Here is a 26,190-nt window from a genome sequence, read left to right as displayed (position 1 = left end):
GCGTTGTCGATCGGCGCAGCCGCGTTGGGCAATGCGCGGGCCGCGATCGACGACCTCGTCGACCTGGCCGGCGGCAAGAAAGGGCTGGGGTCGACGCGCACTCTGGCTGAACGTCCGGCGACCCAAGCGGCCGTGGCAATGGCCGAGGCGGCGCTGGGCGCCGCTCGCGCGCTCTACTACGAGGCAATCGACGCGGCCTGGCAGGCCAGCCACGATGCTGACCCAGTGCCGCTGGCGATGCGCAACCGGCTGCGTCTGGCGGCCACGCACGCGGTGCGAACCTCGGCCGACGTTGTGCGCAACATGTATGACCTGGCGGGTGGCAGCGCCATCTACGACGGCGCACCTCTGCAGCGTCGCTTCCGCGACGCATACACCGCCACCGCCCACTTCCAGGTCAACGAGGCGTCGCGCGAGTTGCCCGGCCGCGTTCTGCTCGATCAGCCTGCCGACGTGTCGATGCTGTGACCGGTATCGAAGTCGCCCTACCGTTCTGGCTTGACCGGCCGGACCACGAGGCAATGGATGTCGCGCTGGCGGCGTCGGACATGGGTGTCGATGCAGTGTGGATTGGCGAAATGGCCACCTACGACGCGTTCGCGCTCGCGACCGCGGTTGGGCTCCGCGCGCCCGGAATGACCCTGAAGATCGGACCGCTGGCCGTCGGCGTTCGCAGCCCGGTGGCACTGGCGCTGGGTCTAAGTTCGGTCGCATCCCTCACCGGCAGCCGGGTTGACATCGCATTGGGAGCCTCCAGTCCGGCGATCGTGATCGGCTGGCATGACCGTCAATGGGCGCACCACGTGTCGGTCATGCGCGAAACCATCGAATGCCTGCGGTCGATATTGACCGGCGCACGCGTCGAGTACTTCGGCCGGCACGTCAACAGCCGCGGTTTTCGACTGCGCGGCGCGCGACCCCACACGCGAATTGCGTTGGGGGCGTTCGGACTTGGCATGATTCGGGTGGCTGCGCAACACGCCGATGAGGTCGTGCTCAATCTAGCTTCGCCGGCCCGCGTCGCGGAGGTTCGTGTGGCAATCGACACCGCAGCCGCGATGGCAGGCCGCGCCGCGCCGCGCCTCACCGTGTGGGTGCCCGTCGCCCTCAACCCGGGTGATGCCGCGCACGCACAAATTGCAGCTCAACTGGCCGTGTATCTCGGCCCGCCCGGCTACGGTGAAATGTTCAGCGCGCTGGGTTTCGACGACCTAGTCCGTAGGGCCCGGACCGGCGCAACTCGCCGCGAACTGGCGGCCGCCGTCCCCGTCGAACTGCTCGATCGTGTGTGTGCGTTGGGCACCGTTGATCGAGTCGCGGCACAGCTGCGCGCCTACCGCGAAGCCGGCGCCGACTGCGTCGCGGTCGTGCCCTCCACAGCCCAAGACCCGGGGTCCCGGGCGACCCTCCACGCGGTGACCACCGCGGTTAGCTCGATTCGGGAGATGTGAATCATGACGCTTGTCAACACTGTGTGCCGTCCGGCCGCCCGTCCAATCGGCCTGCCTAAGCCCTCGGATTGGGAGGTCATCGACGAGCCCGCTGGGAGTCCGGCGGACGGCGAGTTCCTCGTGCGAGTCGAGTACCTGTCGATCGATCCGGCGATGCGGACGTGGATGAACGCGGGTCGGTCGTACGTGCCGCCAGTCGAGATCGGCGAGGTGATGCGAGCTGGCGGCATCGGGCGCGTCATCGACTCGCGTCACCCCGATTTCGCGGCCGGCGACGAAGTGTATGGCATGTTCGGGGTGCAGCGCTACGCACTTTCCGACGGTGGCGGCGTGACTCGGGTCGACACCACCCTCGCGCCTGCCCCGGTACATCTCGGCGCCCTCGGCATCAGCGGGCTGACTGCCTACTTCGGGCTACTCGATGTTGGTCGGCCGCAGCAGGGTCAGACCGTCGTCGTCTCCGGAGCCGCCGGTTCGGTGGGCAGCATCGCCGGGCAGATTGCGCGGATCAACGGTTGCCGGGCGATCGGCATCGCCGGCGGCGAGGACAAGTGCCGCTGGCTGGTAGCAGAGCTCGGATTCGATGCCGCTATCGACTACAAAGCCGGCGATCTGCGTGTGCAGCTAAAGAGACACGCCCCCAACGGCATTGACGTTTTCTTTGACAACACCGGGGGAGAGGCCCTGGAGGCTGCACTGTCGCGGCTGGCGCGTGGCGCACGCGTCGTACTATGCGGGGCCATCTCGCAGTACAACGCCACCGGCCAGCTCCATGGGCCGGCCAACTACATGCAGCTGCTGGTCGCACGGGCCTCGATGACCGGCTTCGTGATATTCGACTACGCCGACCGATATGGCGAAGCCATTGTGCAGCTGGCGAATTGGCTGCGCAGTGGTGAGTTGCGTTCGCGTGAGCAGGTCATCCACGGCGACGTCGGCGACTTCCCCGAGGTCCTGCTGGCGTTGTTCCGCGGTGATAACACCGGCAAACTGGTTCTCGCGCTCGACACTGGGGTCGAGACGGAGTGAACCTGCAGGTCAGATCTACAAAGCCGTTGGCTTCCGGGGTAATTCAGCAAGCCGGAATTTTTGATCCGTCGACGCCGTAGGCGGGCCGGACCGCATCAGTTGGCAGGAAACCGTTTCCCGGGCCGCTGACTCGATACCAATGTGTTCCATCCCGCGCGACGCCGAAGCAATCAACCTGGATGATCCAGCCGCCCGCGATTGACCCAAGGGACAACCGGTAAGGCTCCCCGGGCAGATCGGACTGATACCACACCTTGGCTCCACCACCATTGACAACCATCGCGTATACCGGGCGTGCGCGGATTTGCGGATCACCCCACTGGTGGTACGACCAAAGGCCGATAGGGATCGAAATCGCCGCCCCGAGAGCACACCACAACAAATAAATCTGTCTTGTTTGGTCGCTTGTGCGTAACGCCTCCACCGCGGCATATTCCACCAAAGCAAGCGTCACCACGAGCAACGCAATCCACCCCAACGGAATATGTATTACGCCCGCCAGACTGATGGCGGCTACAACAGCTGCGGTCAGGATGGGGACGGCCACCTTGCCGATCCGCAAGCCGGTCTGCCACGCCCGGCTGTCCACTCGTCGGTGCGGGCGTGGACTAGGCACTCGTGGTTCCCTTGGATCACTCATCGGTCACCTGATTTTCACCCAAGCACACCGACGGTGCGTCTACCTCTCAAATTCCGCGACCCGTATACGCCCCGAGCCGCGCAGCGCCTCTCGGCTGATTGCTGTACCGCGCGAGCGGTCGGGGATCAGCTGATTGAGCCACCGGTCGGGTCATGCCTTAGCACGTGCTTGTCCCTCCTCGCCATGGCGATCAGGCTAAGTATCACCGATGACGCAAGTCGCGCCATTAAACGGCCCACCGCGGACTCCGTCGGTGGGACTGCGTCGTTTCACGTACCTCAAATACCTCCGAACTCAAACGCGGCGCGGCCGAAAGCGAGTCAGGTCATTCACCACATTGTGGAACTCGGACCGAAGTTCAGTTTGTCCCCGGTGAGGCGTTGGGAGGAGGCGATGACATGAGCATTGCAGCAGCGACCTACCGGCAACGAGCAGCGCGACGCCCACATCGCGTCTGCCGATTTCTTCGAGGTCGAAAAGTACCCACTGTGAAGTTCCGGTCGACCGGTGTGCGGGCCAACCGGCATGGGCGACGGTGAGGCGGCCCGCTTCCAGCCCCGTCGGTCGTGCAACGACTTCGGCATTGACATTGGCATTCCGCTGGAGACCGGCGGCGCCGTCGCCAGCGACAAGGTGACGATCACCCTGGATATCGAGGCCCTCAACCAGGCCTGACCATCCTTCACCGTGACGCTGGCGACACGCTCGGCAACGAGTGTGGCACCAGCGTCACGTTCGGCGACAGTTACCGGCGGCGCCACAACTCCGGCTCGAATGGCCTAGAGCGGTCAAGTTCGCTCGGCGCCATTCGGGACGCCCATATTGGCATACGCGATGGTCGGATCGTGGGACAATGCGATTGCTGAGGAAGCCCTTAGGCCCGGGGGTGTGCGATTGTGATTCCGTCGTATTTGCGCTTCGCGGGTAGTGCTGGGCTGCTCGCTACCGGCCTCCTCTTGGGTAGCACCGGGGGCGCGGTCGCCGTGGCCGATCCCGATTCCAGCGTTTCCACCGCGCACAGCGATGATGGTGCCGCCCGGTCGAGCCACGGCAGTAGCCCGGCCGGCAGTACGGCGAGCAGGCTGCCCGGCAGCCTCACTGAGACTCTGAGAAAGACAGTTCAGGGCGTAACGAGCACGTTTGGCTCGGGCCGGAAACCAGGCGAGCAGCCGTCCACCGGCGCTAAAACCCCGAAGACGGAGCCTGCCGGCGCCGACACCAAGGACGAGAAGAAAGACTCGGGCCCCATCGCCGCGGTTCCCAATCAGGTCGCGTCGGTTCCGGACGTGGTCGCCCCGGTCACGACTGTGGTCGCGTCGGTTCCGGACGCGGTCGCGCCGGTTGCGGACGTGGTCGCACCCGCTACGACTGCGGTCGCGCCGGGTGGGGACGTGGTCGCACCCGCTACGACTGCGGTCGCGCCGGTTGCCGAGGTGGTCGCATCCGCTACGACTGCGGTCGCGTGGGTTGCGGACGCGGTCGTGCCCGTTACGACTGTGGTTGCGTGGGTTCCGGACGTGGTCGCGCCGGTCGCAACTGTGGTCGCGTGGGTTCCGGACGTGGTCGCGCCGGTCGCGACTTTCGTCGCGTCGGTTCCGAACATGGTCACGTCAGCTTCTGACATGATCGCGGCGGTCCAGGACATGCTCACCTCGGTAGCCGGTGTGGTCGTCCAGTTCGACCTTTCCTCCTTGTTCGGCATCGCCGGGGCGGGGCCAACAGTGGAGGGATTGGGCGGTGTCGGCGGTGCTGGGCCGCCGGCAGGGGCGGATGTGTCCCTGCTCGCGGCCCCACCGGTGGCATCTCAATTGCCGGTGGTCCTACCACACGTTCCTACCCCGCGCACGCTGTTGGCCGGCAACGCAGCCGGGGTTGCATCGCTCGGGGGGACGACCGACGTGGTTCAAGAGTTGTCGCTGCTTGGGAAGGTACGGCTCGCGTCCAATGGCGCCGTTCCAATGGTTGTGCAGTCGTTTTTCCGGCAACCCTTGAAGGAACTCCTGCCAGCCGCTTCACTCTCGGCGCTTGCTGTTGTCGCTCTGCCAGGCGTCGTCGGGCTTCTGGTCCTCACCGCAGCCGGGGTGCGCATCGGATACTGCCAGGCCAAAGCAGCGATCGCGTTACGCGTGTCGGGCATCGCGCGCTTCGCCCGTCCCGGGCCGTTAGGTGTCGTCAGTTCGGGGTCATTGGTTGCGGTCCGTCCGCGGGTCTGTCCGCCGGCATCACGCTTGGTTCGTCCGGGGCAATTAGGCGCCGGATATCTTCTCGACAACGCCGCCTAGAGCAGCCGGCTGACCGGGGATCGATGGTCGGTCATCCGACGTATCCCGGTTTCACGCCCATCGCTGGATTGGCAACCGGCTGTTTTATCACCGACGGCAGCGAGGTAAGAGTGCAACTGCCACCTTCGATTCATTCTGATGGGGAACGCATCGTCGTGCCTAGCTTTGCAGCGCATGGAGGTGCGGATCTGCATTGTTGAGTTGAAGAGCTACATGCGGTTATTAGGACCGGGCAATCCTGCCGGCAGCCGCATGGTGGTGCTCGTCGGCAACGCCAAGCACAGGCGCTGGCGCTACCTCGGCGGCCTGATTCTGGGCGTGGCGGGCCATCCGCTCGCTCAGTCGGATGAGCGGGTCTTCCTGCCCGCCGGGCATGGTATAGGCCAACTGGCGTAACTCGATGGCGAACCCGTACAGATCGTGGCTCAGCGACGCAACGCTCATAGCACAACTCCACCGTCCAAGGAGTCGAAAGGGAATCCCCCGAAAGGGGGTGAGCGGGGGGCACGCAGCTTGCTTTACGAGCCGCTCGGTTTGGACGCCCGACCGCGATCGTTGATGAGGTCTACGCGGTCGAGCGTGCACCCCTGAATTGACCGATGTGATCTTGATGGGTGCACTGCTTTTGACCTGCTTTTGACCAGGCCAGACCCCCTGCGGGCTCCGGGCGCAGCAACTGATGCACTACGCGTATGCGGCGACCGACCGCCCATGAGCGGGCTTGGTTATGACGCCGTGCCTGTCAAGCACTTCGAGGACTTGTTCGCTGTGGACGTCCTCGCTCTCGCATAGGTGGCAGAGCTCGGTTACGGCTGTCTGTAGGGCGTCGAGGCGCGTCGACACTTCGGTGATGGTGGTTATCCATATGTCGTAGTCACCGTCGTCGCAGCTCATATCAGTAGTAGCCATGGCCATACGTGATCACGCTCCCGAATAAGTGCGCGCTCGGCGCTCCTACCCCTCGTTATGAGTACGGGTTAGCCATTCATCAGGCGTCTAAACCGAACAACCTCGGCTAGAGCCACGGCGACGCTGGCGGCTAACTCAGGGCGCTGCCCTTGCGCCATTGGTCCCAGGGGACGGTCCAGTCGCCGTTTTGGTCGATCTGCAGCGGCGGCCCGCCGGTGTTGCGGATCTCGACGACGTCGCCGGGCATCGAGAAGTTGAAGAACCAGGCGGCGTTGTCGGCGTTGAGGTTCAGGCAACCGTGTGACGTGTCGGTGTTGCCCTGCGCCCACACCGTGGCGTCGAGCTGGTGCAGGTAGATGCCGTCGGTGCTGATGCGGGTGGCGTATTTGATGGTCTCTCGGTAGCCCAGGCGGGAGTTGATCGGCAGCCCGAAGGTGGAGGAGTCCATGATCACCGGGTTTCCCTTGTCCAGCACGGTGTAGACGCCCGGCGGTGTCCAGAACGACAGTGTCCGACCGGCGATTTCCTGGGTGCCGCCCATGCCCATCGAGGTCGGCATCGTGCGGACCAGCGCGCCGTTGTCGAACACGCTGACCTGTTTGGTGGTGTCATCGGCGATGGACAAGTGCGCGTCACCGATCCGAAACGACACCTGGCTGTCTTCTTGCCCGTAGAGGCCGCCGCCCAGCTGTGCGCCGTAGAGCTTCGCCGCGACGGTCACCGTGGTGCCAGGCGCGAAATAGTGTTCCGGGCGCCAGTGCGCGTTGTGGTCGTCCACCCAGTACCAGGAGCCCAGTACAGCCGGCGAGGTGGTGATGGTCATCCGGCGCTCAGCGGCGGCGCGGTCGCCGATGGGCTCATCGAAGTGCGCCACGATCACCGTTCCGACGCCGTATGTCCCGCCGTCCTGCAGCGCCGCGCCCGCGGTGGTGTTCAGATACACCTTGGTCTGATTGCTCGGGGTGAGCGTCGTAAAGGTGGATACCCGCGTGGACGGCACGCCGCCGATTCCGCGGCTGGCGGCGGTGAGCGTGTAGGTGCGCCCGTAGCCGAGCGGGACGGCGGGCTTCCATGCTGAATTGTCGGGCGTCATGATGCCGGCGACGGGCGTGCCCGCGTCGTTGACCAACGCCACGTCGGTCAGCTTTCCCAAGGCGGCGGTCACCGACACCGCTGCGAGCGGATCGACGTCGCGCGCATCCGGCGGCGGCGTGATCGTCACGATGGCCGGCGCCGGCGGGGGCGCCGCCACCTGGCCGCCCACCGTCTTTGTGCAGCCGGCGGGACAGCGCAGCAGCAGCGCGCTCGACCCGCTCACGAGCGCTGCGCTCATCACCACAGCTGCGGCAAGGCCGAGCGCACGAACGTAGGCATTCGCGGTCAAGGGGGAGTCTCCAGCGTTGGTCGGCGAACGTTAGCCGGCACTCACGGGGGACATGCCCGCCGGCGGTGCACGCGTAACCGATGCTAGCCGGGCCCGGCCGACACCGCTCGGCGTGCAGGCGCGAGATCAATTCGGCCAGCGCGATTTCAGCGGCTGCGGTGTCCACGCCGGCCACGATGTGCGGCCGATGACGCCGCCGCCGCTGAACTGGGCGACGATACGCGGGCCGGTGAGCCGGCTGTTGTCGTAAACGGTCGCGGTGTCGCATGCGGCGATGGCGGCGGCGACGAACTCCCACAGTCTGCGGTGGCGCTCACGGATCTTGGTCTCCGGCACGTCATGCCCGCCGGCGGCCACCCGGTGTTTGACGCGTTCGACGGCCAGGTCCTCCGGCACCAGCAGCACGTGCAGGACGACGGTGTAGCCCGCCGCCCTGGCGGCGTGGATGAGGCCGAGCTTCGACGGGTGCGAGAACACCGTCTCGGCGATGAACGGCCGGCCCAGCACGATCAGCTTCTCCCGGGTGGCGGCGGCGACCCGCGCGGCGTCGTAGGCGTGCGACACGGGGTCGTCGGGCCAGCGCTGACTGGCGATCTCGTCGGCGTTGACGACCACGCTGCCGGGCAGCAGCGGCGCCAGCGTCAGGGCGACGAAGGTGGACTTGCCGGCGCCGTTGGGTCCGACGACCAGGTCAAGTCGTCTCACCGGGCGGCCGAGCTACCGATGCCCTTGAGGCTCGCCGTTTTTCGCCAGCACCACCGCGGTGCCATCCGGCCGGTGCTCGACGACGTCCCCGGCGTCGTTGAGCGCCACCGTGGTGATGCCTTGCGCGGCGAGCACGTCGCCGTAATGTGTTCGCGACAGGTTCTCCTCGATGGCGGCCGAGATCTCGGCGTTGAACACCACGCCCTCCTCGAGGGTCAGCTCGGTCATCGGCAGATGCCCGGCGAGGGCGGCTTCCACCCGGCGCCGGGAAGCCGTCTGCTGGGCCGACACCGCCCGCCCCACGCGGGCCCAGTGGTCGAGCTGCTGCTTGGCCGAACGGCTCTGGCGGGCACCCTCGGCCGCCGCGCTGGCCACCAGGTCGGCGGCAACGCGGGTGACGCGGTCGACAGCTTCGGGCATGGCGCGGCTCCTCATGTAGCCTTCTGCTACAGATTGTAGCAAAATGCTACTAAAAGCCCCACGCTCAATTTCCGGTAGCCCGTCGGCGTTACGCGCGAGTGGTCGGTTCCCTCACACAAACGCGGACTGCGCTATCGCAGCGGTAGCCGCTATCCGATAGGGTGACCGGCCTTTGACGGTGCCGACAGTCATCTCACGCATGGGATGCCGTCAGCGGTCATGCGGGTGAGATCGGTGGGTGCTGGTCCTTGCGTCCCCGTTGCCGCCACGGTGGCGACCGTTGACGTGGTAGTCGTGGTAGTAGTCGCCGAACTTTTGGTGGAGCGGTTTTGGAGGTAGTCGTTGCGGCTGATGTCGGCGCCGATCGTCAGCTGCACATTGTCGGCGGCGACCGTGCTTGATGGGTTGGCGGTGAGGTTAAGTTCGCCAGCGAGCGCGTTGGCGGCCGACTCCGCACCGGGCCCATATTCGATGGCGCTCGTCGGACTGATTGAGTCGGCAGTGGTCACCGAACCGGGCACGAACTTTCCTGTCGCGAAGCGGTTTTCGGCGATCGCAGCGACACCGTCCCGGCCGGCGGCATTGATCACGTTGAGCACCATATTCGGTGTGCCTGTCTGCGAATCGGTTCCGCGCTGCGCCAGCGCGTCCGCGTTCGCAGTGGAAGCGGACGCGGGAGAGGAACCGGCTGCCAACACCGTGTGCACGGTGGCACGGATCGTGGATACATCGATCATGTTGACGTCTTCACCGTCAGGCAGTTGGCGAAATTCACTGACTGGCAATGTGTAAAGCACGGGCGGCCTGTCGGTAAGGGCCGACGTATGGCGCATCAAACCCTGCAGGTCCCATCCGGCGTCCACCGCGACGTTTTGTTTGGCGACGTCCAGCAGACGGTTCAACGCGGTGGGATTCGTGAACGCCCCGCTGTGGCCCAGCGCATTTAGCAGCGAGGCGATAAAGGCCTGTTGGCGGCGGGTGCGGTCCAGGTCGGTGAACGACTCGTCGTTGATGTCGCGGCGCTGCCGTACAAATGCCATCGCTTGGGCTGCGTCGATCTGCTGGACGCCCTTGTGGAAGTTGGCCCCGGAGTAGCTGTCTGACGTGTCGTTGTTCAGGCACACCGTGATGGGCTGGATGACCCTTGCGATCTGCAGGAAGGCCGCCAGGGTGATCTCGACGAAGTGGTCGATCGGGATGTCGAGCAGAGCGCGCACCGTTTGAATCTCTGCCTGCCGGCCAGCCTCCCGCGCCGGTTGTTCGAGCGCTGTCGGGTCGTTTACCTCGTTTGTTGCCGGATGCGATCGCGCGTGAGTGTCGGCTCCGCCGCCGTCAAGCACGCGGTGATAGGCCAGGCTGTAGGCATGCTTGACCTTGCCCTCGCACTCAGACCCGGGGCAGCCGGCGAGATCGACGTAGTCGTCGCGGGGAACGGAGACCGCCGTGACGGGGCCGCCGTCAGCCGGCATGCGTACCACGATGAGCACGTCGGCGTCATAGTCGCCGGTGGTTTCATCGCCGGCGTGCAACGCGCCATAGATGTCGGCCGGCAGCGGGCGACCCTGCTGATCCCGGCGGCTGTCCACCCCCATAATGAGGATGTTTTGATCGCCGCCGGTGCCCACCGGTGCATCGCCGAGCACCTGGGACAGCGCCTGGGACGTGGTGATACCGCTCAACGCGTCGCGGTGGGCGATCCACCCGAGCGCCGTGGCTGCCACGACCACCGCCGAGCCCACGGCCGCGCTCACCCTCGCGACCATCACTATCCGGCTCCTTGCCGCACGACGGTCCAGAAGATGGCGTGGTCGCGTCGCGACAACGCCGCCTTCCCCGCTCCCGTCTACCTGCGTCATAACGCTCACAGAATTGCCCGGCCATCGAACGTTTAATCAGCCTCGCATCTCCGGCCGGGGATGAGCGACCCCGGCCGGGCTCCGATGCTGCGGATCCGTCGGCACGGCCGCTGGTGCCGCTCTACTTCCTTGGCTGTGTTTATGCGATGTACCCGCTTGGGTCGGTCTTTCACGGCACAGGCCTCACATCACGGCGATCGCTCACCGGCAAGCTCGACATCGGCATCATCGCATGCCGGGAACTCGTGTCCGATGTGTGGCGTCTGGCCGACGAGTTCGAGACCGCACTCAAGGGATTGCTCGACGTTATTTCGCGTTGTTTCGCGTACTCAGATTACCAACATGACCTGTCACCTGGCTTCGGTGCCGCGCCGAAGTCGAAGGACTTCAGCCCCACCACAATTCGTAAATGTGGGCATCCGAGCCGACGTAGATGACGTGCTGCGTGCGCTGCGCCTCGTAGGCGTAGCCGGCGGGGCCGCGGTCATAGGCGGCGTCCGCGGCTGGGGCACCAGTGACTGCACTGAGGTCGTAGTGGTGCCAGCCGCTGGTGTGCCACCACAGCTCGTGCACATGGCTGTCCGCTCCGACGTAGGCGACATGCTGGGTGCGTTGGGCATCGAAGACGTACCCAGACGGTGCGGACTGCGTTGCCGCGGGCGCGCCGGTGACGGCGCTGAGATCGCTGTGGTGCCAGCCGTTGTGGTCCCACCACAGTTCGTGGACATGCTTGTCGACGCCGCTGTAGACGACATGCTGGGTGCCCTGAGCGTCGAACGTATAGGCCGACACGCCCAGAAAGTAGGGGTTGGGTGCGCCCGTGGCCGCGGTCAGGTCGTCGTGGTGCCAGCCGCTGTCGTCCCACCACAGTTCGTGGACGTGCTCGTCGGCGGAGTCGACGTAGAAAACATGCTGTGTTTGATGAGCATCGAATACGTAGCCGACCGGGCCGCCGCCGGCGGCGGGTTCAGGCGCCCCCGTGGCGGCAGTCAGGTCGTTGTGGTGCCAGCCGTCGAGATCCCACCACATCTCATGTACATGTGCATCGTTCGCGCCGAAGTACACCACGTGCTGGGTGCCTTGGGCGTCGAACACGTAACCGGCCGGGCGGCTCGCCGCGTAGGGCGCGCCGCTAGTGGCGGAGAGATCGTTGCGGTGCCAGCCCGTGCTGTCCCACCAAAGTTCCTGGAGGGGCAGCGTCGGGGAGGGGCCGGGGTTGAACCCTGCGTAAACGACGTGCTGGGTGCCTTGCAGGTCGAAAACATAGGCTGCTGGTGGAGCTCCGAAGTTCGGTGCGCCTGTAGCGGCGGTTAAATCGTTGTGGTGCCAGCCGCTGGTGTCCCACCAAAGCTCGTGAACATGGCCGTCGTTGCCGTCGGTGTACACCACGTGCTGGGTGCCCTGGGCTTTGAACACATAGGCCGCCGGTTTCACGGCCGGAGTCGGTGAGGCTCCCGCTTCGGTAGTCAAGTCCTGCAGATGCCAGGCACCCATGCGACGCCGTCCCTCTCTAAGTTGGCCGATCCCAATACTGCGCCTTGCCCGCGACCATCGTATGGACACGCACGGGCAGCCGTTGGAGAGTTTCGGTATCGGTTCGCCGATCATCGGCCCCCTAACTTCTGAGAGCGTTTTCACCAGCACTTGTCGTGAGTGTGGGTGATTACGACAGTCTTTGGAAAGCATCCGCTGATCTCCTGGCGTCGGCGTTGCTCGAATGGGTGCGTGTCTACGACGGCCACATCGTCAAACGTCCTGGGGCTAATGGGCGCCCGAGCGTTGTTTGCGCGATCACGGCCGCTGGCATAACGGAATACGCTCGCCTTCAGGAGATGCCGTCGACAGTCCGGAAGCCCGCGGCCGACTGACAAGATCGCGGGCATCGTGACCGCTCGCGCAGGTCGTACTGCCAATAGTTATCCACCGCCCTGTCCTGATGTGTCAGCGACCCTGGTAGTGGTGGACTCGCACCCGCTGACGCCGCGCGGTGTGGCTAGCATCACCTCCCGCGCGAAGCGGGTTGCGAAATCGCCTTGCCCGCGTTGTTCTCGGTATGCCGGCACTAGTCCTCCGCCATCCGCATGCGCCGGCGGGTGCTCGCATGGGGCAGCCGGTACTGATGTCGCGCATGTTCACCGGGCTGGTTCGGTTGCGTGTCACGGCGGCCTACGCGGTGGTGTTGATGGCGGTTGCGGGCACGCTATCGATGCTCGGTCCGCAGGTGCAGCAGAGCGTCATCGCTCACATGAGCACCAATTTGTACAACCTGCAGCGAGGCCATCTCGGCACATTGGTCGGCAGCGCGTTCGTCACCGACGGCGGTCAGATCTACGTCCGGCTGCCCGGACTGGTGTGCTTGCTGGCGTTGGCGGAGTGGTTTTGGCGGGGTAGGCGTCTGGTCATGGCATTCGCGCTCGGTCACGTCGGCGCTACGCTGATTGTCGCTGTATGGCTGGCCGTGGCGACCGATGTGGGCTGGCTGCCGAAGTCGGTCGGGCTCGCCAGCGACGTCGGGGTGAGCTATGGCGCCGCGGCTGTCCTGGGCGCCCTGGCAGCCGCGATACCGCCGCGCCTGCGACCCGTGTGGATCGGCTGGTGGTTGGCCATTGGCGTGTTGATCGCCGCGCCCGGGCAGGACTTCACCGCCATCGGCCACGCACTCGCCCTGACATTGGGGATGCTGCTGGCCACGCGATTCCCCGCCGCTACGCGTTGGACGCCAACGCAATTAGTGCTGTTGGCGGTCAGTGTCGTGTTCGGCTACCTGATGCTCGCCGGGTCGTCGCCGATGACGACCCCGATTATCGGCGTGGCCGCGGCGTTGATCGCGCTGGCCGCGCACGGGATCGCGCGGCAATGGAGACGTTGGCGAATCCACGAGCCGGAGGCCGCCCGAATCCAACCGATAAACGCGTAATCGCATTGGCCGCACTCCCGATCGGTCTGTTCCGCGCCATCGGAGACTTGGCGTATGTGCCGATCGCCTCAAGCGGCAACTTGATGCGCGTCGTAGAGTCCGGCTACGGCGGCATCGTCGACAAAATCGGTTCGTCCCGGCGAGCGGCAGCCGTGTACGCGTCACTTAATGTCGCTAAGTCGAGCCCAAACGGCGCGAGCGCGGCAACCATGCGTGAATCGGGACGCGTGTCGGTGCCTCGCCGGGCTATCAGGCGCTGCGGTGTTTTCGCTGGGTGGCGAAGAAGTCGGCCCACGACACCACCTCGGGGTGCTGCTTGAGCAGGGCGCGGCGCTGCCGCTCAGTCATACCGCCCCAGACGCCGAACTCGACCCGGTTGTCCAGCGCGTCGGCGCCGCACTCGAGGATCACCGGACAATGCCGGCAGATCACCGCGGCTTGGCGCTGCGCGGCGCCGCGCACGAACAGCTTATCGGGATCGGTGGCGCGACAGCGGGCCTTGGACACCCAGGCCATCCGGACTTCGGCCGCCGAACACTGGGCTGGGTTGTCAGTCGAGCTCCTCGGTGTTTGTGTCACGATGCCGCTTTCACATACAGCTCGGCTACCAGATTCACCCACTGCCTGGCTTCTTCCCGGCTACACAACGGCAGGGGGTCGTGACGAAACTCAATCCCAGCGATGGCGGCCAGCGTTGGGGTCACATAGAGCAACCAATACGGCCGTTGCGGTGGTTGAAACGCCCCCGCTATCTCCACGTCGGACGCATTCACGGCACTGATCCGGGGATGAGCGGGGCCTTCCTCATCCTCAATGATCGAGTAGCTGTCGTTCATTGCACCAGAAGTCGGCCAATCGGCTGTTGCCGGTGGTCGGGTGGGCCATCGGTGTGTCGGATGCGTCGCGGTCGGATCGAGGGGCTGTTGCAGTAGGACCATGGCTCCTCCCCGGTCGGCGACCGTTACGGCCGCTCGGTTTGCTGAACGTACCAAGTTTTGCAGGAAGCCGCTAGTGAGGAATCGGGGGTTTCCCTAAGCTCGTGGCAAACCGCAGCCCTCCATCCCACGCTACTCAGGTGATCTGAGCCGCGACATCGGAGCTAAGCCGCTCGAGAGGGATGCCAGCGCGCCGGCACGCCTGGACGACGATGTCTGGCGAGCATGCGGCAAAGACGCCGTAGATGACCTCGTCGGTGGGCACTGCCAGTGTGACCAGCAGTTTCACCGGTGAGCCCTCCACACGCATCGTGGCTGCGACGGCGTCGAGTTTGGCGACAGTGTCGTCGAGCGGCTGCTGAGTGACCTCTGGCCGGTACCATTCTGCGAGATAGCACGCAACCTGCGGCGCTGCGCTCCCCACTGAATGGACACTAGTGGTCCGCTGCACCTGGCGAATCGGGTGTTTCCCTAACGTCAAGTTGCCTTATCCACTGCCCGAGTTCTGCGCGTGAGTGGATGCCGAGTTTGCGGTAGACGCGGCCCAGGTTGTGTTCGACGGTCTTGGGGCTGATGAATAAGGCGGCGGCGACGTCGCGGTTGGTCATGCCGGAGGCCGCAAGTTCGGCCACCCGCCGTTCGGTGGGTGTGAGCCCGCGGTCCCGGGCGGGGCTGACTTTGGTGCGCGGGAGCTCGGCACGGGTGCGTTCGGCCCAAAGCGGGGTTCCCATGCCTTCGAATGCGCGCAACGCCTCGTGCAGGGTCGCCGCGGCGGCCTCTTTTCTGCGCTGCCGACGCTGTATTTGGCCGAGCAGCAGCTGGGTACGGGCGCGTTCGAAAGGCATCGGTAGCCGCTGGTGCTCGGTCATCGCTTGGTGGGCGACGTGTTCGGCGGCCATGACGTCACCCCGGGCGGCCAGCCACATGCTGCGGCAGCGCGCGCCGACGGCCAGCATCCAGGCCCGGTCGAGCTGGCTACCGTTGCGTTCCAGCGCTTCGATCAGCGGTTCGGCGTCCTCGAAGCGACCGAGCGCGACCATCGCCTCGACCGCGTCCGGGATGTGCCAGGCGGTGAGGATCTCGGTGCCGGGAATGGTGTTGAAGATGGATAGGACCGGCTGCAAGGTGGTCAGCGCCTCGGCGTAGCGACCAAGCGAAACTTCCAGAAATCCCAACGTCATGGTCGGCCAGTAACCCGGCAGCCGGGGCGAGCCGCCTCGCTGGACGGTTTTCATGGCTTCATGAGCGTCGGCGCGGGCGTCGCGCTCGCGCCCGGTGTAGGCGGCGACCGCTGCCCGCACGCTCAACGGAATCACGAGCACATGGTCACCGCCCAGCTGCTCGGCTCGCTCCACGGCGTCGTTGGCAACGTCTGCGGCATCGCTGAAGCGTCCCTGCCAGATATCGATCCATGCCCTATATCCGGCAACGGCGACTATGTCGCCCTCGGCGCCGCGTTCGACGCAGCGCTGCCGTGTGGCATCCATCTGTGCGCGGGCCTCCTCGATCCGACCCGTGCAGGCCAGTATCAGGGCATTGATGGCGCTGGCGCGGAACGGAATTGGCACGTCGATGTCGGGGTCTTCCAGTTCGAGCGCGCGCCTTAGATCGCGTTCGTCGAACCCTTGTCCGTACGTGAAGCTCACCCGTACCCACATCGCGAGCGCCTGACTGGTCAGCGTCGGATGGTTGAGTCCGTCGGCAACCGTCACTGCTTGGCGCGCGTGTCGCAATGATTCGCCGTACTCGTCGACGTCGAATTGAACAAACGACAACATAAGCAGAGTCTGTACCAGCACCACAGGATTGCCTTTGGCGTCGTCGAGCGCAGCCTTCAGTCGATCGGCGGCCTGCAGGAAGCTGTTGTCGTAGATACGCATTCCGGCGAGCAAGTCGAACGCGATCGCCCGAACCGGGCCGGGCGTCATCCTGTCAATCGTCGGCGCGAGCACCGCTTGGGCTCGCTCGGTATCGCCGGCCCGGAAACGGTGCTGGGCCGCCCGTATCCGGCGCGATGACGTGTCACCACCGAGCCCGATGGCCAACTCGATCAACTCCGCCGCGGCAGCGGGCGCTCCGCGAGCCAGCGCCGCATCGGCGGCTTCGTCAAGAGCCCGAAGTGTCGCCGGATCCGCGCGAGTGGTGGCTAGCCCGAGGTGCCTGGCTTTCAGCTCGGGCAGGGTCACAATGTCGGCCAGCGCCCGATGCATCTTGCGGCGGCGGGCCGGACCGGCGTCCGCATAAACACTTCTCGCTAGCAGCGGGTGGGAAAACAGCACCCGATTGCCGTCAATCCTGATGATGTCGTGACTCTCGGGCTCTTCCAGCAGCTCGATCGTCCGATCGACGCCGGTGCCGGTGGCCTGTGCCAGCAGATCCACCGTCGGGTCGGCCGTACATGCTGCGGCCAGCAACACGTCCCGGGCATCGTCTTCCAGGCGTCCGATCCGGGCACGCACCAGCCCGGCCAACGTGGCGGGCAACGCCCCCTCGGACTCCGGTGACCGACCGCCCATCGCGCGCGCCAGTTCGAGTGCGTAAAACGGGTTGCCGCCGGAGAACTCGGCGATGCGCACCATCGTGGGCCGAGGAAACGACCGACCTAGTTTCTCCAAGAACAGTGCGTGTAGTCCGCCAATGGTCAACGGACGCACCCGAATCCGCACAACGCCGTCGGGCCTGCTCAGCTGCAGCCACACCGTGTTGTCGATGTCCGGATCAGTTCGCTCGGTAAGCAGCACCCCCACCCGTCCTCGTAGCCGCCGTGTGGCGAAGGCGACCACGCTTTTGCTCGACGAATCCAGCCATTGCACATCGTCGATAGCCACCAACACCGGGGTGTCCACCGCGAGGGCCTCGACAACGGACAGGAATGCCGCCGCCACTACCCGCTGGTCGGTGGCGGGGCCACCTCCGTCAGCCCACAACAGAACCCGTTCCAGCGCAACGCGCTGCACGTCGGGAAGTGCTGTCAGAACAGCTGATTCGACATCGCCCAGCAGATCGGCCACCGCCGCGTAAGCCAATATCGACTCGGCCTGCCCGGCCCTCGCCGAGAGCACCCGAAACCCGCGCTCACGCGCCTGCTCAATCGCGGCCAACCACAGCGTGGTCTTGCCGATGCCCGCCTCGCCGTCAATGACCAAGACCGACGGTTGCACACCCGCCGCGATCAGGAAATCAGCTACCGCTCGGTTCTCGACCGACCGGTTGCCCACACCGCCGGCCACGACGGCAATCATCGCAGCTAAATCAACGCCACACGCATCCGGGTCGACCACACGTTCTAAGCGGCCTTCGCTGAGCCTCTCGATCTGGCGAGCTCGCGCGGACCTGGTCGGCCGGTGCCGCAACACTCTCCCGCTTCGAATCCGCTCCCCCTGCCGCCTTTTCGCAGGTCAAGTCGTTTCTTGCAGCGGGTTGATTCCCGGCAGCTCCGCAGAAATGCGGCCCTTCTGTTCGGATCCCTGGCTTCAGGACGCGAGGAATGCCCCAACGTCGTCTACAAACTCGTCGTGGTACCGGAATATGCCGCCTTGCCCGGCGTCCGTCGGTTGAACGTCTTCGCACCCGCTGCCACCCGGTGTCGAGTGTTGGGAGGTGCGCGTCGACCCGCTGGGCCGGGTACGCGGCCGCTCTGCAGTGTCAAAGCGCTGGTGGTGTGCTGGTTGAAACTGCGCGCGCAGCCACGCCATTCAGGGATTATCCGCCAAGAATTACAGCACAGAATTATTGCTCCGGCCGGGTGATCGATCCCCAGTCGAATCCGGTCTCGGTGATCGATGGCCCGAACGTCGGAAACGCGTAGCGTGATACTCGCGAATCTTGGGTGCCAGTCTCCTAGCGTCATCGGCAAGGAGGTGCCTCATGCGCTTGTTTGTAGCCACGGTGGTTGCGGCGACAATGATGTTGTCCGCCTGCGACGGCAGCGAGGCAACGAAGCCCGCGCTTAGCGCGCCGGCGCCTGCCGCGGTCGGAGTCTCGCTGCAGACCGCGCAGCCGCAGTACCCGAGAGGAACCGCCCCGAAGATCGACATGGTGCTGCGCAATAACGGCGGCCGGCCTTGCAAGCTGCCGTCGTCGGCGACGGGAGCGGTAGAGGTCCTGTCAGTCACCCGCGACAGCCAAGCGGTGATCGCCAAAGGCGGGACTGACTCCTACTACAACGGTTTGTCGGCGGTCGTCGCGGACAACCTGCAGAGCGTTCCGCCAGGGCAGTCGCTGACGGTGCCGCTCGACATCGAGACAGTCCCGAACAGTCCGCCGACACTCGTGGCTTCGTTGCAGACTCCGTCGGACGAAGGCCGCACGACAAGCTGGCCGCTTGACCAGCCCGGGTCGTACCGCATTACGGCGCGACCTGCGCAGGTAGCAGGCATCACCGACATGTGCGCGGTCCCAAGTACGTCCTCGACTGTCGAGTTCGGGGTGCAACCGTGAGGCGGCTCGCGGCGACCGCAGTCGCTGCGTGTATCGCGGTCGCCGGCCTCGCCGGCGTCGTGTCCGCTCCGCCCACCGCTCGTGCAGCCATCGACGCCGGCGCAGGCACGGCCGCAGGTCTCGACCAATGCGGCGAACTGTTTACGACGACCGACCCAGCGGGCGTCTGGAGTCGCGTCAACGACCCGAATAGCCCGGTCGTGAAGGTCGTGAAGGTGACAGTGCCGGTAAACGGGACGGGCACCAAAACCCACCGTCCCGACGGACCGGGCGACCCCATCGTCATCTACTGGGATCCCAATCGCACCGTAGTCCTCGACGGTGTCAGCTCCAGTCCGTGTGAGACCCTCTATCACGAACTGCAGCACGCCGCCGACGACCAGGACGGCATACCCGACTCAACCCTCGACGAGAAATGCAATGGTATCGCCAACGCCGAGTGGCGAGCCATGGAGGCGCAGAACAAGCTGCGAAAAGCATTGGGCGAGAAGCAGATGCGCACAACTTATCACGGAAAGCCGTTCGGATCCGACTCTTTCGACGAGTGCAAGCAGAAGCAGCAACAGAAGCAGAAGCCGCCCAATAAGCAGACCAACAGCGCTTTCGGCGATCCGCACATCACCACCACCGACGGATTGATTTACGACCTTCAGCAAGTGGGCGAGTTCACGGCGTTCACGTCCAACGATGCTGCGGTGCCCAGAGTTCAGCTTCGAACGGCGCCCGTGCCCAACTCGGCGTATGCGTCAATGGTGACCGGCGCCGCGGCCGGCAACGGGAATCAGCGGATCGCATTCGTCCTCGACAACGGCAGGCTGACGATCACGCACGGCTCGAAGAACGAGACCGCGACGGTGGACGAGGATTCAGAGAAAGACCTGGGTGGTGGCATGACGATCGCGACCGCGGCGGCGGCCGAGAACTTCGTCGGCAGCGCCTACACGGTGCGATGGACCGACGGTTCAGAGTTGGACGTCGACGAGTCGGGCTTCTGGGGTCTGCGCGTCTCTTTCGAGCCGTCCGATGCGGCGAAGAGCACCCAACCGCGCGGTCTGTTCGGTACGTTCAACGGCGACCCGGCCGACGATCTGACCCGCCCGGACGGCAAGGTCGTGCCGGTGGACTCACCCGACGACGTCACCCGATCGCAGTTCGGCGATGCGTGGCGAATCACCCAGGGCGACAGCCTGTTCGAATACGGACCGGGACAGTCGACGGACACATTCACCGACCGCAAATTCCCGAGTGCGCAACCGCAGTTCTCCCCTGCGGTGAGCGACCAGGCGCGCTCGGTGTGCAACTCCGCCAGGGTCATCGGCGACGCGATACTGGCGGCGTGTGTCTTCGACGTGTCCGTCACCGGCAATCCGGCGCTGGCGCAGACGGCTGCGCAGGTGTCGCGCGAGAGCACCGTCACCGCAGCGGCCGGTGAGCCGCTCAACGCCAAGGGTTTCGGGTCCGGGCTCGCGGTGAGCGGCGCCGTGCGTAGCGTCCAACCGGTCAGCTACGAGTTCACCGCGAAGGCAGGCGACGTCGCCAACATCCGAAGTGTCTGCACGCCAACCGGAAAGAACATCACGTACACAGTCCAGCCGATCAGCGGTCAGGTCGCCGACCCCCTCGGCGTCGTCGACGGTTGTACCGACCTGGGACGCGTCGCGTTCGCGATCGACGGCAGGTACCGGCTGGCGATCAACGGTGAGGGTCAGTACCGGATCGCATGGCAAGCCACACCCGGCGACGTCCATCGCGCCCTGAATCTTGTGACGTCGAACGCGGGCCACGTGGCCGCGGGCACGCGCCATTACTACCGCTTCACCGTCGCACCGGGGCAGCAGTGGACGTTCACAACCGGCGGCGCCTGCACCCAGGTAAGTGGCTTCACCTGGTCTGTCGTCGACGCCACCGGGGCACTGAACGACCGCGGCATCATGGACGGCTGCAGTGCGATCGGGCCACTGAGCCTCGCGCCCGGTCAGTACGACGTGAGGATCGACGCCGTCGGCAACGACGCCGACTACCTGTTCACCGCGACTTCCTGACTTCCCCTTCGAGCGTGTCGAGAAGACGCCGCTCGCTGATTAAGCCCGAACCTCGTGTACGTCTTGCCACTGCTCTACAAGTCAAGCCAGGCTGCCTCGCCCTGCAATTCCACGACCTGCCCGGTCGACGTGAAGGGCAGTGGCGTATACGATGTCTCTAGATCGTATACAAGGAGGCGGGATGGCATACGGAGATGCCGCGGTCCGGGTGGCTTCGCAGCTCCGGTCAGAAATCCTGCAGGGCGACATCGCCCCAGGCTCGAGACTTTCTCAGCAGAGCATTGCCGAGCGGTTCGGGGTGAGCCGCATTCCGGTGCGCGATGCACTGCAAATCCTCGCCGGCGAGGGACTCGTGCAGCCCACGTCTAACGCGACCGCCGTGGTGACCGGGATATCGGTCGCCGAGCTGCAGGAACTCTACGAATTACGCGAGGCGATCGAGCCGCTGGCCACTCAAATCGCTGTACCGAATGTCGGCCGCGCAGATCTGCTCACAATGCGCAAGCAGCTCGAAATCATGGAAGCGCACGCCGATACCCGAACTTGGCTGGCCGCCAACACCGAGTTTCACGCAGCGGTCTATAAGCACGCGAACCGTCCGCTGATGATCGAGCTCGTCGAACGGTTGCGAGGTCTCACCGACCGCTATCTGTATGTCCATCTTGAGGTGGTCGGTCAGACCGAGCACCTGGTATCCGAACATCTGGGCATCCTCACCGCAGTCGAAAGCGGTGATGCTGCGTTGGCCGCCCGCCTTACCCGGGAGCACCTGGCCACGTCCCACGACTTCATCCTCACCTATCTGCTGGAGAATCAGGCCGCGTCCGGCGGCAGCACGGATCCATGGACCGGGCTGCACGCCCGCCGCGCTTCGCGCGCCGCGCGCACGGCGACGCCGGGTGGCGCGCCTCTGACGACGGACACTTCGTTATGAAAGCCGCGTCCACTTCATGACCGCGGACTCTGACGTCGGTCGGCTCGGACGGATCGACCCGTCTCGAGCCAACGAGCTGGACAAGCTGTTCGATCGCGTATGGGTCAGTGAAGCCTTGAATCAGTTGCACCCGTCGCATCGTGAGGTGATTCATAAGTCGTACTACCTGGGATGGACCACGGGCCAAATCGCCGCCGATCTGGACGTCACCGAGCCCGTCGTAAAGTCCCGGCTGCACTATGCTCTGCACACTTTGCGACTCACTGTGATCGAGCGGACTCTGGGTACGCGTTCACATCCGTGAAGGTAAATCGCTTGCTGCTGACGTTGACGCGGCGCTGACGGTCGTCGTCAGCTGCGAACTAGGTATCCCCAACCGGCGGGCGAGGTTGGGTCGGCGGCATCGCACTTGGTAGTGCGCAATCCGATGGCGGAGGAACTCTTTTCCGCCTGGTCGTTGAGGAAACGCCCCCATCAACACAACTGCAAGCCCGGCGGTCCTGCGCCGCGGCGATCTGCCGCGCCTCTTCAGCGGACGAGCTCGGAGCCGCCGGATGCGATCATGCTGATGCTGACGACAAGGCCCCAGGCCGGACCAAGGAACCACAATGCGTTCAACAGGACGACGAACACGACGTCGCGCTTGGCGTGGCCTGCATATTGCTTGTTGTGTACATAGGCCCAGAAGTAAATGACGGTTCCGTAGAACTTCTGCCAGAACAGGGCCACTCCGACGATACCCAGCCATTGCGCAGGTATGAAGTCATAGGTCAAGCCGCAGATGAACACCACTGATGGGATAAGCGTCGAAAACCCGTTGCCTGTGTCTACCCAGAAGCCGAAGGCTTTCTGGTTCGCGTATGCGTCATCAAACAGCGCGTAGGTCGCCCACCCCTCGGCCCACCTGCGGGGACGCGGTACGTCCGACCATCGGATCGGCGCTGTGACGAACTCTACGAGGCGGTCGAACTCGCGGCCCCGATAGGCCGGCAGGAACTTGGCGTACTGCTCCTTGATCAGCTTGATCTGCAGGTACAGCGAGATCTCCAAGAAAGTGACCAGCACATTGATCCAAAGGAACAGCGCTAGCAAAAGCTGTCCGATGTTGAGCACGCCGTAGCGCTGAAAATGCAGAACCACCGAGACCGCCGTGCCGACAACCGCGAACGCCACGACCACCATCCACACCCGCAAGAAGCCACCTTGGCGCGTGCTACGGGTCAGTTCGTGCGTATGTTTGGTCACTTCTGAGCTCATTGACTGCCCCTGTTCAGCATTCGACGGTCCGGTCAGCGATCCTACGTTTGGGGAACCAACTTCGACGTCGCGTTTCTGCATTTGGGAACCCCGCGTCCGCGATAGCGGGATTGCAGTTCCAGACAAAGTGTTCTTCACGTAATCGGAGCCACCGTATGCGCAAACGCTTACGGCAGGCGGAATGAATTTCGCCGAAACCCAGCGCTACGGAGAGGCGACGGCGAAGAGGCGCCATTCGCCGGGCACGCCCTTGAGCTGGTGTGCGCCACGGTCTTCGAATTCGAGCCCTGATCCGATCACGAGGTCGCGCAGCGTGCTCGACACGAGCACGTCGTTCGGCCCGCTAGCGCGCTCACGCGCACGCCGATGTGCACTGCGATCCCACCGATGTCATCGCCGCGAATCTCGCACTCACCGGTATGCAACCCGGCGCGAGCGCGGTGGTGCGGGACGGATGTGTAGCCGCGAACAGCGCCCCTGTCGCGAACGCGGCGGTCGGCGCGACGAGAACCGCTTCGGGACTCCCGAGGTCGTCGAGCACCGCGGTGAGGCTGTCCGCCCACACCGCCAGAACGTTCTCCTGAAATGTCCTTCAGCAATTCGGTGCCAGCGGCGTCGTGACAGCTTCATTGCAGCCGCTGCATCATGGCGATCGCACGCTCTCCGTGGCTGCCCCGAGGGAGTGCACCAGAGTGTTTCGCGTCGGTTTCGGGCCGCCGCCGCGCGGAAACACTGACGGCATGAGCAGGACCGTTCGTGGTCTCGCCGCCGCGGCCACGTCGACAGTGGCGGCTGTCATCGTGCGTGACCTCTTACAACGCAAGCACGCGATACTGCGCAACTTCCCCCTGATCGGGCACGGTCGGTACCTAATCGAAGCTGTCGGCCCCGAGCTGCGGCAGTACATCGTCGCCGCGGACAACGAGGAGCGTCCGTTCACCCGCGACCAGCGTCGGTGGGTGTACGCCTCGGCGAAGAAGGACAACAACTACTTCGGCTTCGGCACCGATAACGACGTGGAGTACACGACTGGCTATCCGATAATCAAGCATCGCACCTTCGGTCGGGCGGTGCCGCCGTCGGCGCCGATGGCCGCGCGCGAGGTCAAGTTGCCGTGCGCCAAGGTGATCGGTGCCGCACGGGGCCGGCCGGGGGCATTCCGGCCGAAATCCGTGGTCAACATCTCCGCGATGAGTTTCGGCTCGCTGTCCGGGAACGCCATCGAGGCCCTCAACCGGGGTGCCGCGCTGGCCGACTGTCTCCACAACACCGGTGAAGGCGGAATTTCGCGCTATCACCGGCACGGCGGCGAACTAATTTTCCAGATCGGTACCGCCTACTTCGGCTGCCGCGACGCCCAGGGGCGCTTCGACCTGGACAAGCTCAAGGACGTGGTGGCCGGCGCGCCGGTGCGGGCGCTAGAGGTCAAGCTCAGCCAGGGCGCCAAGCCGAACCTCGGCGGCCTGTTGCCCGCCCCCAAGGTGTCTGCCGAAATCGCCGCCGCTCGTGGGGTTCGTGAGGGATGCGACTGCGTCAGCCCGACGCGGCACGCCGAGTTCTCCGACACCGACAGCCTGCTCGACTGGGTGGAACTGCTCGCCGCCGAAACGGGTCTTCCGGTGGGAATCAAGTCGGCAGTCGGTGATTTGGACTTCTGGTATGAGCTCACCGATCTCATGCGGGAGACGGGACGGGGGGTCGACTTCGTGACCATCGATGGCGGCGAGGGAGGCACGGGCGCGGCGCCACTGATCTTCACGGACACCGTTTCGCTGCCCTTCCAACTCGGCTTCGCCCGGGTGTACCGAATCTTCGCCGAGCAGGGCCTGCATGAGCAGATAGCCTTCATCGGCGCCGGCAAGCTCGGTCTGCCCGACAACGCGGTGGTCGGCTTCGCCCTCGGCTGCGACATGATTAATGTTGCGCGAGAAGCGATGCTCGCGATCGGATGCGTCCAGGCTATGAAGTGCCATACCGACACGTGTCCCACCGGCGTCGCCACCCAGAATGCGTGGTTGGCCCGCGGCGTCGTGCCGGACGTCAAGGCCGTGCGGGTCGCGAACTATATAAAGACGCTGCGCCGCGACCTGGCCAAAGTGGCCGAGGCGTGCGGGGTGGAGCATCCCGGCCTGATCAGTACCGAATCGATTGACATCCTTGGCGGCCGCACCGGTTCCACGCCGTTGCACGAGGTATACGGGTACAAGCCGGGCATGGGCCTCCCGTCGGCGGCTGACCGCGAGCAGATCATCCGGTCAATGACCGTCCGCGAGCCGCAAGGCGGCTCGGCGCCGTCTCGCCCGTCCGCTGCCGGCTGAGCGGAGCTAATAGGCCGTCCGACGGCGCAACCGTGTCGACGAAACCCCATCGGCGCACGCGGGCCCCAATGAAAAGGACGGGGACATAGTTGCAGAGTTGGTCGTCATCGGCTGGATCGATGGCGCCGCAACGGCAATCGCGGCCGGCCGACGCCGACACATGCGCGTGCCGCCACGGTTTCCATCCGCTTTAGGTCAGTGGGATTTCGGTCGCGGGTTCGATTCCCGGCAGCTCCATCGGCAGCTCCACGGGCAGCTCCACCAGAACACGTGAGTCAGCGGCTCTTATCGATCACCGCGGCTGCTCCATCACTCCCGGCCGGGCCAGGGGCTGCAGTTTCCACGAGCGACCAGTACCTCCGTTCGCGCTCAGTCAGCTCGTTAGACGTGATCGCACCGAAGGCCGCCGCCTCGCGCGCGAACCGGACCGGCGCATCGGGCAGTGCATCCGGGCCCTCGAGCCGGAAACAACTCGGTGCGAGAGGGCCGAACAGCAGGGCGCGGCGCAAATCCGGCCAGTTATCCAAGTACGGCTCGACCCGTGCGGCTCGGGCGAAGGTCACGGCCACCAGGTTCATCCGCGTTTTCTGGGACATCCCCCGCTTGGAGCGATACGCATTGATCGCCAACCGCTGGTCGGTCTCAGTTGTCGCCGGTATCGTGCCACCCCA

Annotated in this window: 23 protein-coding genes and 4 pseudogenes; 13 read left to right on the top strand and 14 right to left on the bottom strand. The window is 65.1% G+C overall.

From position 1 onward, the window contains the following. From VE759_RS03970 to VE759_RS03960, 3 genes are all read left to right on the top strand, one after another. On the top strand, window positions 1-468 hold a 468-nt coding region (locus tag VE759_RS03970; RefSeq protein ID WP_324928441.1), incomplete at its 5' end, for an acyl-CoA dehydrogenase family protein. Then, entirely contained in the window at window positions 465-1,451 is a 987-nt protein-coding gene (locus VE759_RS03965; RefSeq protein WP_324928439.1) for an LLM class F420-dependent oxidoreductase, read from the top strand. The genes VE759_RS03970 and VE759_RS03965, both read left to right, overlap by 4 nt. Window positions 1,452-1,454: 3 nt before the next feature. Continuing rightward, window positions 1,455-2,480: an NADP-dependent oxidoreductase gene (locus VE759_RS03960; RefSeq protein ID WP_324928437.1), complete on the top strand. Its 1,026-nt coding sequence runs from the start codon at window positions 1,455-1,457 to the stop codon at window positions 2,478-2,480. 43 nt (window positions 2,481-2,523) lie between these two features. Here VE759_RS03960 and VE759_RS03955 read toward each other — a convergent pair whose 3' ends face one another. After that, the gene (locus VE759_RS03955) at window positions 2,524-3,042 is read right to left on the bottom strand and encodes a hypothetical protein (RefSeq protein ID WP_324928435.1); all 519 of its coding nucleotides are present in this window, start codon (window positions 3,040-3,042) and stop codon (window positions 2,524-2,526) included. Between the two features lie 498 nt (window positions 3,043-3,540). Between VE759_RS03955 and VE759_RS03950 the strand changes: the two are divergent. From VE759_RS03950 to VE759_RS03940, 3 genes and pseudogenes are all read left to right on the top strand, one after another. Continuing rightward, window positions 3,541-3,795 (top strand): annotated as a pseudogene (locus VE759_RS03950) (YceI family protein); the annotation flags it as partial. Between the two features lie 281 nt (window positions 3,796-4,076). Beyond that, window positions 4,077-5,402, top strand: a complete 1,326-nt coding sequence (locus VE759_RS03945; RefSeq protein WP_324928433.1) for a hypothetical protein — start codon at window positions 4,077-4,079, stop codon at window positions 5,400-5,402. A gap of 174 nt (window positions 5,403-5,576) precedes the next feature. Further along, the gene (locus VE759_RS03940) at window positions 5,577-5,798 is read left to right on the top strand and encodes a hypothetical protein (RefSeq protein ID WP_324928432.1); all 222 of its coding nucleotides are present in this window, start codon (window positions 5,577-5,579) and stop codon (window positions 5,796-5,798) included. Window positions 5,799-6,441: 643 nt separating this feature from the next. Here the strand turns inward: VE759_RS03940 and VE759_RS03935 are convergent. From VE759_RS03935 to VE759_RS03920, 4 genes are all read right to left on the bottom strand, one after another. Next, window positions 6,442-7,644: a L,D-transpeptidase gene (locus tag VE759_RS03935; protein WP_324928430.1), complete on the bottom strand. Its 1,203-nt coding sequence runs from the start codon at window positions 7,642-7,644 to the stop codon at window positions 6,442-6,444. A gap of 177 nt (window positions 7,645-7,821) precedes the next feature. Continuing rightward, window positions 7,822-8,400 carry a zeta toxin family protein gene (locus VE759_RS03930; RefSeq protein WP_324928428.1) on the bottom strand — a complete coding sequence of 193 codons (579 nt, stop codon included), beginning with the start codon at window positions 8,398-8,400 and terminating at the stop codon, window positions 7,822-7,824. Between the two features lie 12 nt (window positions 8,401-8,412). Continuing rightward, a complete protein-coding gene (locus tag VE759_RS03925; RefSeq protein WP_324928426.1) occupies window positions 8,413-8,820 on the bottom strand; it encodes a TA system antitoxin ParD family protein in 408 nt (135 codons plus the stop codon). Window positions 8,821-9,008: 188 nt separating this feature from the next. Then, window positions 9,009-10,583, bottom strand: a complete 1,575-nt coding sequence (locus VE759_RS03920) for an LCP family protein (RefSeq protein WP_414687828.1) — start codon at window positions 10,581-10,583, stop codon at window positions 9,009-9,011. Window positions 10,584-10,789: 206 nt separating this feature from the next. On the opposite strand from VE759_RS03920, the gene VE759_RS03915 reads away from it, so the two are divergent. After that, a complete protein-coding gene (locus VE759_RS03915; protein ID WP_324928422.1) occupies window positions 10,790-11,113 on the top strand; it encodes a WS/DGAT domain-containing protein in 324 nt (107 codons plus the stop codon). Here the strand turns inward: VE759_RS03915 and VE759_RS03910 are convergent. Next, window positions 11,064-12,110: a hypothetical protein gene (locus VE759_RS03910; protein ID WP_324928420.1), complete on the bottom strand. Its 1,047-nt coding sequence runs from the start codon at window positions 12,108-12,110 to the stop codon at window positions 11,064-11,066. The two genes, VE759_RS03915 and VE759_RS03910, sit on opposite strands and share 50 nt — an antisense overlap. 667 nt (window positions 12,111-12,777) lie before the next feature. On the opposite strand from VE759_RS03910, the gene VE759_RS03905 reads away from it, so the two are divergent. Further along, a complete protein-coding gene (locus tag VE759_RS03905) occupies window positions 12,778-13,593 on the top strand; it encodes a rhomboid-like protein (protein WP_324928418.1) in 816 nt (271 codons plus the stop codon). A gap of 249 nt (window positions 13,594-13,842) precedes the next feature. On the opposite strand, the gene VE759_RS03900 is transcribed toward VE759_RS03905, so the two are convergent. The 4 genes from VE759_RS03900 to VE759_RS03885 all read right to left on the bottom strand — a co-directional run bounded on the left by VE759_RS03900 (window position 13,843) and on the right by VE759_RS03885 (window position 17,770). Then, complete coding sequence (locus VE759_RS03900) at window positions 13,843-14,109, bottom strand: WhiB family transcriptional regulator (protein WP_324928417.1); 267 nt, start codon at window positions 14,107-14,109, stop codon at window positions 13,843-13,845. 59 nt (window positions 14,110-14,168) lie between these two features. Beyond that, window positions 14,169-14,429, bottom strand: a complete 261-nt coding sequence (locus tag VE759_RS03895; RefSeq protein ID WP_324928415.1) for a hypothetical protein — start codon at window positions 14,427-14,429, stop codon at window positions 14,169-14,171. A 235-nt stretch (window positions 14,430-14,664) separates the two neighbouring features. Next, complete coding sequence (locus VE759_RS03890; protein ID WP_324928412.1) at window positions 14,665-14,952, bottom strand: hypothetical protein; 288 nt, start codon at window positions 14,950-14,952, stop codon at window positions 14,665-14,667. Window positions 14,953-14,962: 10 nt separating this feature from the next. After that, entirely contained in the window at window positions 14,963-17,770 is a 2,808-nt protein-coding gene (locus VE759_RS03885; protein WP_414687827.1) for a helix-turn-helix transcriptional regulator, read from the bottom strand. Window positions 17,771-18,395: 625 nt separating this feature from the next. Here VE759_RS03885 and VE759_RS03880 point away from each other — a divergent pair. The 4 genes and pseudogenes from VE759_RS03880 to VE759_RS03865 all read left to right on the top strand — a co-directional run. Next, on the top strand, window positions 18,396-18,968 hold the full coding sequence (locus VE759_RS03880; protein ID WP_324928408.1) for a hypothetical protein: 573 nt from the start codon (window positions 18,396-18,398) through the stop codon (window positions 18,966-18,968). Further along, a complete protein-coding gene (locus VE759_RS03875; RefSeq protein ID WP_324928406.1) occupies window positions 18,965-21,010 on the top strand; it encodes a VWD domain-containing protein in 2,046 nt (681 codons plus the stop codon). Before VE759_RS03880 ends, VE759_RS03875 begins: the two co-directional genes overlap by 4 nt. A gap of 181 nt (window positions 21,011-21,191) precedes the next feature. Further along, window positions 21,192-21,944, top strand: coding sequence for a GntR family transcriptional regulator (locus tag VE759_RS03870; RefSeq protein ID WP_324928404.1), 753 nt, complete (start codon window positions 21,192-21,194; stop codon window positions 21,942-21,944). Window positions 21,945-22,056: 112 nt separating this feature from the next. Beyond that, window positions 22,057-22,248 (top strand): annotated as a pseudogene (locus tag VE759_RS03865) (sigma factor-like helix-turn-helix DNA-binding protein); the annotation flags it as partial. 224 nt (window positions 22,249-22,472) lie between these two features. Here VE759_RS03865 and VE759_RS03860 read toward each other — a convergent pair. The 3 genes and pseudogenes from VE759_RS03860 to VE759_RS03850 all read right to left on the bottom strand — a co-directional run bounded on the left by VE759_RS03860 (window position 22,473) and on the right by VE759_RS03850 (window position 23,766). Next, window positions 22,473-23,282, bottom strand: coding sequence for a hypothetical protein (locus VE759_RS03860; protein ID WP_324928400.1), 810 nt, complete (start codon window positions 23,280-23,282; stop codon window positions 22,473-22,475). Between the two features lie 123 nt (window positions 23,283-23,405). Then, window positions 23,406-23,638 (bottom strand): annotated as a pseudogene (locus VE759_RS03855) (hydrolase); the annotation flags it as partial. Then, window positions 23,554-23,766 carry a hypothetical protein gene (locus tag VE759_RS03850; RefSeq protein ID WP_324928443.1) on the bottom strand — a complete coding sequence of 71 codons (213 nt, stop codon included), beginning with the start codon at window positions 23,764-23,766 and terminating at the stop codon, window positions 23,554-23,556. The pseudogene VE759_RS03855 and the gene VE759_RS03850, both read right to left, overlap by 85 nt. 175 nt (window positions 23,767-23,941) lie before the next feature. On the opposite strand from VE759_RS03850, the gene VE759_RS03845 reads away from it, so the two are divergent. Beyond that, window positions 23,942-25,519 (top strand): FMN-binding glutamate synthase family protein, encoded by a 1,578-nt coding sequence (locus tag VE759_RS03845; RefSeq protein WP_324928398.1) that lies wholly within the window; start codon window positions 23,942-23,944, stop codon window positions 25,517-25,519. 275 nt (window positions 25,520-25,794) lie between these two features. On the opposite strand, the pseudogene VE759_RS03840 reads toward VE759_RS03845, so the two are convergent. Further along, window positions 25,795-26,190, bottom strand: a pseudogene (locus VE759_RS03840) (hypothetical protein); the annotation flags it as partial.

This window comes from Mycobacterium sp. (assembly GCF_035640695.1).
Taxonomy (GTDB): domain Bacteria; phylum Actinomycetota; class Actinomycetes; order Mycobacteriales; family Mycobacteriaceae; genus Mycobacterium.
The sequence above is the reverse complement of the archived record's forward strand: the minus strand, read 5'-3'. Positions and strand labels throughout refer to the sequence as shown.

Bases quoted from the DNA above. Each gene is read 5' to 3' on its own strand.
- VE759_RS03960 (WP_324928437.1), top strand. From the start codon at position 1,455: ATGACGCTTGTCAACACTGTGTGCCGTCCGGCCGCCCGTCCAATCGGC.
- VE759_RS03940 (WP_324928432.1), top strand. From the start codon at position 5,577: ATGGAGGTGCGGATCTGCATTGTTGAGTTGAAGAGCTACATGCGGTTA.
- VE759_RS03935 (WP_324928430.1), bottom strand. From the start codon at position 7,644: ATGAGCGCAGCGCTCGTGAGCGGGTCGAGCGCGCTGCTGCTGCGCTGT.
- VE759_RS03925 (WP_324928426.1), bottom strand. From the start codon at position 8,820: ATGCCCGAAGCTGTCGACCGCGTCACCCGCGTTGCCGCCGACCTGGTG.
- VE759_RS03920 (WP_414687828.1), bottom strand. From the start codon at position 10,583: ATGGTCGCGAGGGTGAGCGCGGCCGTGGGCTCGGCGGTGGTCGTGGCA.
- VE759_RS03905 (WP_324928418.1), top strand. From the start codon at position 12,778: ATGGGGCAGCCGGTACTGATGTCGCGCATGTTCACCGGGCTGGTTCGG.
- VE759_RS03900 (WP_324928417.1), bottom strand. From the start codon at position 14,109: ATGGCCTGGGTGTCCAAGGCCCGCTGTCGCGCCACCGATCCCGATAAG.
- VE759_RS03895 (WP_324928415.1), bottom strand. From the start codon at position 14,429: ATGAACGACAGCTACTCGATCATTGAGGATGAGGAAGGCCCCGCTCAT.
- VE759_RS03885 (WP_414687827.1), bottom strand. From the start codon at position 17,770: ATGATTGCCGTCGTGGCCGGCGGTGTGGGCAACCGGTCGGTCGAGAAC.
- VE759_RS03880 (WP_324928408.1), top strand. From the start codon at position 18,396: ATGCGCTTGTTTGTAGCCACGGTGGTTGCGGCGACAATGATGTTGTCC.
- VE759_RS03870 (WP_324928404.1), top strand. From the start codon at position 21,192: ATGGCATACGGAGATGCCGCGGTCCGGGTGGCTTCGCAGCTCCGGTCA.
- VE759_RS03860 (WP_324928400.1), bottom strand. From the start codon at position 23,282: ATGCAGAAACGCGACGTCGAAGTTGGTTCCCCAAACGTAGGATCGCTG.
- VE759_RS03845 (WP_324928398.1), top strand. From the start codon at position 23,942: ATGAGCAGGACCGTTCGTGGTCTCGCCGCCGCGGCCACGTCGACAGTG.